This window comes from Pseudonocardia sp. (assembly GCF_025465255.1).
Taxonomy (GTDB): Bacteria; Actinomycetota; Actinomycetes; order Mycobacteriales; family Pseudonocardiaceae; genus Pseudonocardia.
Genome location: NZ_JAODNI010000250.1, coordinates 1 through 9405, shown reverse-complemented (window position 1 = coordinate 9405; position 9405 = coordinate 1). Strand labels below are relative to the sequence as shown.

Here is a 9405-nt window from a genome sequence, read left to right as displayed (position 1 = left end):
CACCGTGATGTCCCCGACCTTCACCTCGGAGTTCGGCACGAGATTGGTCGCGGCCGGCAACTGGACCGTCACCTGCAGGGCGCCGTCCCCGGTTCCGTCGCGAAACGGCAGCGGCAGCGACCCGGCTCCGGTGAACTCGCAGCCACTCACTGCGCCCGCCAGCACCATGCCGGCCACTCCGACGGCCAACCCTCGGCCCAGCCCGATCTTTCGTCTCAACGGGATCCCTCCGGCAGGAGCAGTCTCTCCAGGCCCAGCGGGGCCGCGGGGCCGGGTCCGTCCGCGGGTGCGGGCGTGCCGTCCGGCAGGACCTGGGCCGACCGTCCACTGCGCTCGACCGGGCTGGTCGTGACCGGGACGTCGTCCATCGCCACGAGGTCCGCCAACGGGGCGATCGCCTGACGGCACTGGTCCGGCGTTCCGCCGGCGGAGAAGATCGCCGAGCACACGAACGCCGCGGGGTCCTTCACGATGGCTGTGGACAGCACGCCGGTCAGCGAGCCGCCGAGCGGGTCGTAGATGTTGTTGAAGTTGGAGAGCGACGTCGGCGCGACCTGCAGCACGTCGGCCAGCGCCTGCCGGTTCTGTGCGAGATTGCCGGTGACCTGCCCGAGCTTGTCCAGATCGGTGGTAAGGCTGTTCCGGTTGTCGGCGACGAACTTCTGCACCAGGGGCAGGGTGGAGTCCAACGTGGTCAGGGCGGTCGACAGTTGGTCGGAGTTGTCGGCCAGCACCCGCGAGACCGAGGCCAGCTGGGTGTTGAAGTCCTGGACCTGCCGGTCGTTCTGGGCCAGCGTGTCGACGAAGACCCGGAGGTTGCGGACGGTGCCGAACAGATCGGAGCGGCCGTCGGACAGGGTCGTGGCAGCCTGGGACAGCTGTTCCAGCGTGCCGTGGAGCGTGTCCCCCTGCCCGTCCAGGTTGGCGGCGGCCGTGTCGAGCGCGCGGGACAACGACCCGTCCTGGTTCGCCCCGTCGGGGCCGAGGGCACCGGTGAGGGTCACGAGTTGCTTCTTGATCTCGTCCCATTCCACCGGGACCGCGGTGCGCTCGACCGGGATGTCGGCCTCGGCCGCGAGCTGCGGACCACCTCGGTAGACGGGGCTGAACTGGACGAACCTGCCGGTCACGAGTGTGGGCGCGAGGACGGCGGCGTGTACGTCGGCGGGCAGCACGACGTCGGAGCGATAGGTGAGCTCGACGCGGACCGAGTCCTGCTCCGGTGTCACGGAGGCCACCGCACCGACGGGGACGCCCAGCATCCGGACGTCGTCGCCGGCGTACAGGCCGACGGTGCGCGGGAAGTGCACGACCACCGAGTGCTGTCCGCGGCCCGGGAAGGCCAGATACACGAGCGCGGCGCCGAGCACCAGCAGCACAGCGGCCGCGCCCAGAACCCGATACAGCCCGGTCAGCCCTCTCGTCGACGCGCTCAACGGTTACCTCCTTGGAGGAGTTGCGGCACCATCGGTGCAAGGTTGGTCGGCACGAGGTTCGCGATGTACGCGTAGAAGAACGGTCCGCTGCCGACCGCCTCACCGAGTGTCTTGGCGTATCTCCCCAGCCCGTGAATGGCCTGGGCGATGTTGCGGTCATTGCTGTTGAGCAGGTCGAGCGTCGACTCCAACTCGGCGAGAGCGGGACCGATGCGCTCCCGGTTGTCGTCGACCACGCCACGGAGCTGGGTGACCAGGGTGGTGGTGTCGATCAGCAGCCTGCGGATCGCGTCCCGCCGGCGGTACAGCTCGTCGAGCAGGAGGTTGCCGTCGCTGATCAGCGTGGTGAGCTGGCCGCTCCGCTCGGCGAGGACACCGGACAGGCCGTTCGCCCCGGCCAGCAGCTGACGCAGCGCGTCGTCGCGGGACGCGACGGTCTGCGACAGTCGTTGGACGCCGTCGAGGGCCGACCGGAGTGCGGGCGGGGTGTCGGCGAACGTGGTGGCCACGGTGTCGAGGGACGACGCGAGCTTCCCGGTGTCGATCTGGCCTGTCGTAGTGGTCAGGTCGGCGAGGACCTGCGCCACGTCGTACGGCGAGTTGGTGCGCTCCAACGGGATCTCGCTGCCCGGTTCGAGGACGCCGTCGCCGCTGGGCCGCACCTGCAGGAACTTCTTGCCCAGCGGGGTCTGCGTCTTGATGGCCGCCCCGGTGAGGGCGCCGAGTCGGGCTCCGGAGTCCACGGTGAACGAGGCCGTGACGTGGTCGCCGTCCAGGTCGATCGAGCCGATCTTCCCTACGGTCAGCCCGCCGATCCGCACCTCGTCACCCACCAGCAATCCCCCGGCCTCCGGAAACGCCGCCCGGTAACCGTGGCTGGTCAGGGATCGGTAGATCGCTCCGGAATTGAGGGCGACCGCGAGGACCACGGCGATGACCACCAGGCCGCTCACGCCGACCACGGTCTTGTTCCGTTCGCTGAACCTCACTGACAGCGCTCCACTCCACTGGACACCCACGGGGTCAGCAGCGCTCGTCCGTCGGGTCCGGTCGCTCGCACCTGGATGCCGCAGATGTAGAACTGGAAGAACGATCCGTACGCGCCGAGTCGGCCGAGCTGCTGGTATGCGCGAGGCAACCGGCTCAAGGTCGTGTTGACCGTGTCGCGGTCGTTGTTGATGACTCCGGCGAGCCGGTCGACCTGGTCGACCGTGCCGGCGAGGTCGGGACGAGCCTGTGCGAGCAGGCTGCCGACGTTGCCGGAGAGATCGCCGATCCGGACCAGCGACTCCCCGATGGGTCCACGCTCCGCGGCGAGCCCGCTGATCAGTCGCTGGAGCTGGTCGATCAGGTCCCGCAGCTGCGGGGACCTCTCGTTCACCGTCGTCAGCACGGTGTTGAAGTGGTCGATCAGCTGCCCGATCATCTGGTCCCGGTCGGCGAGCGTCCCGGTGAGCGATCCCACCGAGGACAGCAGGTTGTCGATAGCCGGCCCCTCGCCCTGGAACGCTCCGATCAGGGCGCTGGACAGCTGGTTGACCTGGTCGGGCGACAGGCCCTCGAGCAGCGGGGTGAAGCCGTTGTAGAGCTCGTCGAGGTCGAGGGCGGGCACGGTGTTCGTGACGGGGATGGTCCCGCCCGGCCGAAGCCGCTCGCTGGGGCCCGGGGCATCGGAGAGTTCGAGGTAGCGGTCGCCGACGAGGTTCTTGTAACGGACCGCAGCGCGGGTCGCCACCCCGAGTGGGACCTCGTCCTTCGCGCTGAGGGTCACCAGGATCTCGTTCGACGGCTGCAGCTCCACGTCCTCCACCCGCCCGACAGTCACCCCGGCAGCGCGCACGTCGGAGCCGGGCGTCAACCCGGAGACGTCTGTGAACAACGCCTTGTAGGTGCTGGCGTCCTCGATCCGGATGTTGCCGAACACAACGACCATCAGGACCGACATCAGCCCGGCCACGCCGAACAACGCCACGACTTTGACGACCAGTTTGGACATCCTCAACGCCCCCCGTTCGCGGCGGCCGGGCCGAAGAGCTGGGTCGCCAGCGGCGGGTTCCCGACCGTCACCGCGTCGCTGCGCGAGTCGAACGGGTGCGACCCGTCGTCGAACTTCACGTACGGACCGGGAGGCGCACCGGGTGCGAACGGACCGCCGTAGCAGCTCGGGCCGCTGTTCGCGGCGACCTTCGGGAGGTCACGCGGGTAGCGGTAGGGGTCCTGGCCCGGCAGGAAGCTGGAGAGCAGGTGCAGGCCCGGCTGGGCGCCGCCCATGAGTTGTTCCAGCGGAGGGCGCACCTGGTTCGTCGACGCCAGCAGGCATGTGGTCTGCGGCGAGTACCGGGCGAGGAGGGCCGTGACGGGCGCCAGGGTGGCGAGACTGTCGTGCAGCCCGGCCTCGTTGTCCGTCAGGAAGCCGCGCGTGCTGTCCGCGAGCCCGGACAGGTCGACCAGGAACGCAGCGAGCTGTGCCTCTTTCTCCACCAGGGTGCGGCTGGTGGCCGTCGTATTTGCGGCCGTCGCGAGCAGGTCGGGGGTCGCGTCGGCGTAGACGTTCGAGACGTCGGCGACCCCGGATATGTCGCTGCGAAGGGCCGGCAGGCTCGGCTGCAGGGCGGCGAGGTAGGCGTCGAACTGCTCGATGGTGCCGCCGAGTTGGGCGCCGCGGCCTTGTAGGCCGGTGCTCAGCGCACCGAGAGCCGAGTTCAGCTGCGCGGGGTCGATCGAGCGGAGCAGGCTGACCACGTCCTCGAAGACGCTGTTGATCTCCGGGCCCACGGTGGTCGGCTGGATCACGGCGCCCGCGGCGACGTGCTGACGGCTGGGCTGCTCCGGCATGACGAGGTCGATGTACTTGGCGCCGAAGACCGTCGGGGCGAGCAGGTTCGCCGTGACGTTGGCCGGGATCTCGTCGACGAGGTCCCGATCGAAGGCGACCTCCACGATTGCCGCGTCCTCGTCGGAGCGCACGGCGCGCACCTTGCCGACAGTGACCCCGAGCAGGGTCACGTCGGCCCCGGGGTCCATCAGCAGGCCGGAACGGTCGGCGCGCACGGTCGCCGCGACGACCGGCGTGAACGCCTGCGTGTAGGCGCCCAGGATCGCCGCGACCGCGGCCACGATCAGAAGGAGCGCCACAAGTCCGTACACCTTGTAGCGCACGCTCGACTCGCCCATCGTGTCCCTCACCGGGAGATGTGCAGGGTGTCGGAGTTGCCGTAGAGGAGCAGGCTCATCGCCATCGCCACGACCATGATGCTGATCAGTGAGAGCCGGACCGCCTGACCGACCGCTTTGCCGACGCCGGACGGGCCGCCTGCCGCCTTGAAGCCGTAGTAGCAGTGCACCGAGATCACGACGACCGCCATCGTCAGGACCTCGGCGAGTGACGACAGGATGTCGGCGGGGACCAGGAAGGTGGCGAAGTAGTGGTCGTACGAGCCCGGCGACTGGCCGTAGAACAACACGACGGTCAGCCGGGTCAACCCGTAGGACATGATCAGCGAGATCGCGTAGAGCGGCGTGATCGCGATCAATCCGGCGATCACGCGCGTGGTCACCAGGAACGGCACCGACGGAATCGCCATGACGTCCAACGCGTCGATCTCCTCGCTGATCCGCATCGCGCCCAGCTCGGCGGTGAACCCGGCGCCGACCGTGGCGATCAGCGCGACACCGGCGATCAGCGGGGCGGCGATGCGCGTGTTGAGGTAGGCGGAGATGAAGCCACTCAGTGCTTCGACCCCGACGTTGGACAGCTGCGAGTAGCCCTGCAGCGCCACCTCGATCCCGGCGGTGCCGGTGAGGAACGCAACGATCACCGCGGTTCCCCCGACGAGCGCGAGGGCGCCCGTTCCGAGGCTCACCGCAGCGAGCTGTCGCCAGATCTCGCGGGGATACCGGCGGAGCACGAGCGGCGCCCAGCTGTAGGCGCGGCCGTAGAAGGCGAGTTGGCGGCCGAGGCCGTCCAGGGTCTGGGTGGGCAGGGCGAAGGCCCGCCGGGCGCGGCGGAGCGTCTGCTGAGCCATGGATGTACCGACTCCTACTTGGCCGTGTTGCCGAGTTGCAGGTACACGGCGGTCAATACGGTGTTGAAGACGAACAGCGCGGCGATGGCGAGCACGACCGTCTGGTTGACCGCGTCTCCGACGCCCTTCGCGCCGCCTTTGGTCGTCAGCCCTCGGTAGCAGGCGACCAGGCCGGCCGACAGCCCGAAGACGGCCGCCTTGATCTCGCTGAGGACGAAGTCGCCGAGGCCGGTCAGCAACGTCAGGTTCGCCATGAACTGGCCCGGGCTGGCTCCCTGCACGAGGACCGACAGGGCGTATCCGGTCGAGATCCCGACGATCGACACCAGGATGTTCAGAGCCATCGCCACGAGCGTCGAGGCGAGTACACGCGGCACCACGAGCCGTTGCAGCGGGTCGATGCCGAGGACCTTCATGGCGTCGATCTCCTCGCGGATGGTCCGCGAGCCCAGATCGGCACAGATCGCGGTCGCTCCGGCACCGGCCACGATCAGCACCGCGGCGAGCGGACCGATCTCCCGCACGACGCCGAGCCCGACGCCGGCGCCGCTGAGGTCGACCGCGCCGATCTGCACGAGCAGCTGGTTGATCAGGAAGATGACGACGCCGAGGAACGGGATCGTCAGCATGATCGCCGGGCCGACCGACACCCGCGCGATGAAGACGATCTGCTCGAGCAGCTCGCGCCACTGGAACGGGCGCCGGAAGAGCGCTCGCCCGGTGTCCAGTGTCATGGCGAAGAAGCCACCGAGCGGATCCACCAACGACGCGGCACTACGACGGGCCATGCGCGAGGCTCCTCATTGGGCGACGACATCGTGGCCGTGCGAGGTGCCGGGCAACTCCGCACGACTTGAACACTCTGTCAACGAGGCGTTCAGCCCGAGGTTGCGGTCAGTCAGACGCTCGTTCGAGGGAACCGCTCGTGCACTGCTCCAGCGAGGAACATCGTGTCAGATAGACCGCAAACGGCAGGTGGACACCGCCGTGTCAGCAGGGAGGTTCGGGCTCGGCTCACGCCACGTGGCCAATTCGCGAGGCCCTGAATGCCTGCTCTGGCCATGAGCACTCCCACTGCGTTGTGCCGACCGGCACGCCACGGCCGAGGGTGGGTCTGGAGTGCGCTGACCGCCAGGAGGAGATGCCGTTCGAGGCCTAGCGGATGGCGCAGATCTGCTCGGTCAGCCAGGCTTGACGGGGAGCCAGACTCCGGCGCCTCGAGGACCCCGGACAGCGATCTGCACCGGCAGTCCTTCCCCCACCGTCGCGTACCGTAGCTAGGGCAACCGCCTTGCCGATCAAGTAGCGTCAGTCCGCGACGGGTCCGATGGCCGCCGGTTGTCGACATCTACGACGTCCTCGGCGCGGGTGTTGCAGCCCTTGAGAAGGGCACTGAAGCACAGGTGAACGCTCGGCGGGGGCGAGTGAGCCGTCTGGGTGAGGCTGCTGACCTCACCTACGATGACTTCATCATGACGAGCGGTGAGGAGATCCGGCGACGCGACGGCTACGGCGCGACCAGCCTGATCGTCGGGGAACGAGGAACTCGAACGCGAAGACGCATCGCTGACGTGCTGCTGCGACTCCTCGCCTCGCAGAGCTTTCACGACGTCTCCGTTGACGCGATCGCGAAGGCTGCGGGGATCTCCCGGCCGACGTTGTACCAGTACTTCGAGAGCAAAGAGCAGATCTTCCTCGAGTTGCTCGAGGAGTGCGGCCGGGCCATCAGTCGGCTCGCCGAGAGACTCGGCCCCCTGAGCCCGACCCAGATCGGCTTCGACAACCTTCACTGGTGGCTCGGCGAATGGGCCGACCTGTACGACCGCTACCGGACCGTGCATCTGCAGTGGGCCGGGATGGACAGCCCCGCGCACCCGGTGCGGCCGGCCATCGCGGAGTTCATGACCAGGTACCAGTCGCGTGTGGCCAAGCGCATCGAACGCTCGGGGGCCGAGGGACTGGACCCCGAGGACGCGGCCGCGATCCTCGTGAACACGGTCCATCGCTATCACTACTTCCGCGCTCTCGGGTTCGCTCCGCCGGACGATCCGTCAACCAGGGTCGACGCGCTGGCGACCTGCATGCAGTTCATGCTGTTCCCGGGCACTGCCGGGGAGGTCATCCGGGCAGTGACGGATTCCGAGACCGGCACCGAGCCCAAGCCGATCGAGTACCCGCTGTTCGCAGGGGTCTCGGTGGCCGCCAGGCGCGAGGACCGTCCTGCGAGATTCGGTCCGAGGGGCCAGTTGACTCGCAGGCGCATCCTGGACATCGCTGCAACTACGTTCAGGGAGAACGGCTTCCACGAGACGAGCATCGACGACGTCCTGTCGCAGCTCGATCTCACTCGTGGCGCCTTCTACAAGTACTTCCCCACCAAGGACGACCTTCTCTACGAGCTCGCGGAGGAGTGCGCCGACGGATTCGGAACGCTCTTCTCGACCTTCTCCCTCGCTGTCGACGGACGCGAAGGTCACGGCCTCGTCCTCTGGATGCACGAGTTCGTCGAGCTTCATCAGCGCTACCTCGGCGTGATGCGCGCCTGGTTCCACGGGGCATGGCAGGACGCGCACCTGACCGCTACGGCGCAGCGGCTCACCGACGTCGTAGCTAGTAACGCGATTCAACCCGTGGCCGCCGTAGACCGTCGGTACCCGGTCAGCCTGCCGGCCGTCGTCTCGGTACTGTTCGCGATGCTCGAGCAGCTGCCGGAGATCCTGGCCACGCCGACCGCCGGCGGCGACACGGCCTCGATCATGACGATCGCGATCCGGCGCGCGATCTTCTCGTCCGGGAGCCCGGCCCCTGCTACTTCCTGACGGTCCAGGTGTCGCGGCCGCTGAGCAGGGACTGCAGGTCCGGCGTGCCGGCCTTGTCCTTGGCCTCCTGGACCTGGGCCCGCACCGCGTCGTCGTAGATTCCGCGGTTGGTGCCGCCGGTCGGCGATGGACGTGGCGACCTGCGCGAGTTGATACAGATCGTGGCCCGGGATGGCCAGCAGTGGGTAGTCCGGTCCATTCATAGCGCTTGTCCTTCGGGCGGGTCGTGGCTGAGGGGGTTCCACCGCGCGGAGCCGGTCCCACGGCCCCGGCTGCGCCGGTTCGACCGAGGTCGGGGTGGCGTTGTGATCGGCCGGGCGGCTGACGGGGAAGAACGCGTCCGCGGCGATGTCCATCGCGCCGTGCACGATCAGCGCCTCCCCCGGCATCAGGAACGCCGTCTTCGCCAGCCGATGCGCCTCGCGGAAGGCGTTGACACAGCTGACGTAGGCCCGCTGATCACGTCCCTCGAACGCGATCCGCCCGAGCTGGACCCGCAGATTGGGCTCGCGCCCGGGTCCCGCTTGCCGGCCGGTGAGGACGTTGGAGGCCGGCGACCGCGTGCGCGGCCACCGCGGGGTCCGGCATCCCGCGCAGCGCGGACCGGGCGCCAGTCCGCCTGCATCGGCAAAGCCTTCGCCGCCTCCGCGCCCTCGACCCAGGCGTGCAGGAAATGCTCCGCGGTCTGCTCCTGATGCAGATATAGCAGCGTCTTCCCGACCCGGATGGTGACCGCGGCGTCGTCGGTGCCGGGGTGCATCACGGTGACTTCGGTGTTCTGCCCAGGTTCAGGGGGCCGTCCAGCCGGACCACCGCCATCACCGCTTGGTCGCTGCGTCGCCCGGTCACGGGCGGCTGCTTCTCGCTGGCATGGCAGGAACCTCCGGACCTCGTACGCAGGACACTTTTCCGGGAGGCCGGTGGAGGAGTCCGGCAAACCCGTGCGATCGGCCCGCCGGGGCAGGTGGACGCTTCAGACGCCGATTCGCTGCGCGAGTGCCTCGCGGTGGGCGAAGGCGTCGCCGAGGAACACCTCGGAGGACCGGGCGCGCTTGTAGAAGAGGTGCGCCGCCACCTCCCAGGTGAAGCCCATTCCGCCGTGGAACTGGATGTTCTGATGGGCGG

Annotated in this window: 8 protein-coding genes; 1 reads left to right on the top strand and 7 read right to left on the bottom strand. The window is 68.7% G+C overall.

The annotated features are described in order from the left end of the window. Window positions 1–215: 215 nt before the first annotated feature. Genes JWP64_RS30965 through JWP64_RS30940 form a run of 6 tightly spaced genes read right to left on the bottom strand, consistent with a single transcriptional unit; the run spans window position 216 to window position 6249 of the window. Window positions 216–1436: an MCE family protein gene (locus JWP64_RS30965; protein WP_297504126.1), complete on the bottom strand. Its 1221-nt coding sequence runs from the start codon at window positions 1434–1436 to the stop codon at window positions 216–218. Next, window positions 1433–2425 (bottom strand): MCE family protein, encoded by a 993-nt coding sequence (locus tag JWP64_RS30960; RefSeq protein ID WP_297504123.1) that lies wholly within the window; start codon window positions 2423–2425, stop codon window positions 1433–1435. Before JWP64_RS30960 ends, JWP64_RS30965 begins: the two co-directional genes overlap by 4 nt. Next, a complete protein-coding gene (locus tag JWP64_RS30955; RefSeq protein WP_297504121.1) occupies window positions 2422–3432 on the bottom strand; it encodes an MCE family protein in 1011 nt (336 codons plus the stop codon). Before JWP64_RS30955 ends, JWP64_RS30960 begins: the two co-directional genes overlap by 4 nt. A 2-nt stretch (window positions 3433–3434) precedes the next feature. Beyond that, window positions 3435–4571, bottom strand: coding sequence for an MCE family protein (locus tag JWP64_RS30950; RefSeq protein WP_297504118.1), 1137 nt, complete (start codon window positions 4569–4571; stop codon window positions 3435–3437). 47 nt (window positions 4572–4618) lie between these two features. Next, on the bottom strand, window positions 4619–5461 hold the full coding sequence (locus JWP64_RS30945) for an ABC transporter permease (RefSeq protein WP_297504115.1): 843 nt from the start codon (window positions 5459–5461) through the stop codon (window positions 4619–4621). A gap of 14 nt (window positions 5462–5475) precedes the next feature. Next, window positions 5476–6249 carry an ABC transporter permease gene (locus tag JWP64_RS30940; RefSeq protein WP_210032607.1) on the bottom strand — a complete coding sequence of 258 codons (774 nt, stop codon included), beginning with the start codon at window positions 6247–6249 and terminating at the stop codon, window positions 5476–5478. A 684-nt stretch (window positions 6250–6933) separates the two neighbouring features. Between JWP64_RS30940 and JWP64_RS30935 the strand changes: the two genes are divergently transcribed. Continuing rightward, window positions 6934–8280 carry a TetR/AcrR family transcriptional regulator gene (locus tag JWP64_RS30935; RefSeq protein WP_297504110.1) on the top strand — a complete coding sequence of 449 codons (1347 nt, stop codon included), beginning with the start codon at window positions 6934–6936 and terminating at the stop codon, window positions 8278–8280. A gap of 973 nt (window positions 8281–9253) precedes the next feature. On the opposite strand, the gene JWP64_RS31790 is transcribed toward JWP64_RS30935, so the two are convergent. Next, entirely contained in the window at window positions 9254–9391 is a 138-nt protein-coding gene (locus JWP64_RS31790; RefSeq protein ID WP_366890889.1) for an acyl-CoA dehydrogenase family protein, read from the bottom strand. Between the last annotated feature and the right edge of the window lie 14 nt (window positions 9392–9405).

What these genes read in the sequence shown, in the direction of transcription:
- JWP64_RS30935 (WP_297504110.1), top strand. Translation starts at nt 6,934, where the DNA reads ATGACGAGCGGTGAGGAGATCCGGCGACGCGACGGCTACGGCGCGACC.
- JWP64_RS30955 (WP_297504121.1), bottom strand. Translation starts at nt 3,432, where the DNA reads ATGTCCAAACTGGTCGTCAAAGTCGTGGCGTTGTTCGGCGTGGCCGGG.
- JWP64_RS30940 (WP_210032607.1), bottom strand. Translation starts at nt 6,249, where the DNA reads ATGGCCCGTCGTAGTGCCGCGTCGTTGGTGGATCCGCTCGGTGGCTTC.
- JWP64_RS30945 (WP_297504115.1), bottom strand. Translation starts at nt 5,461, where the DNA reads ATGGCTCAGCAGACGCTCCGCCGCGCCCGGCGGGCCTTCGCCCTGCCC.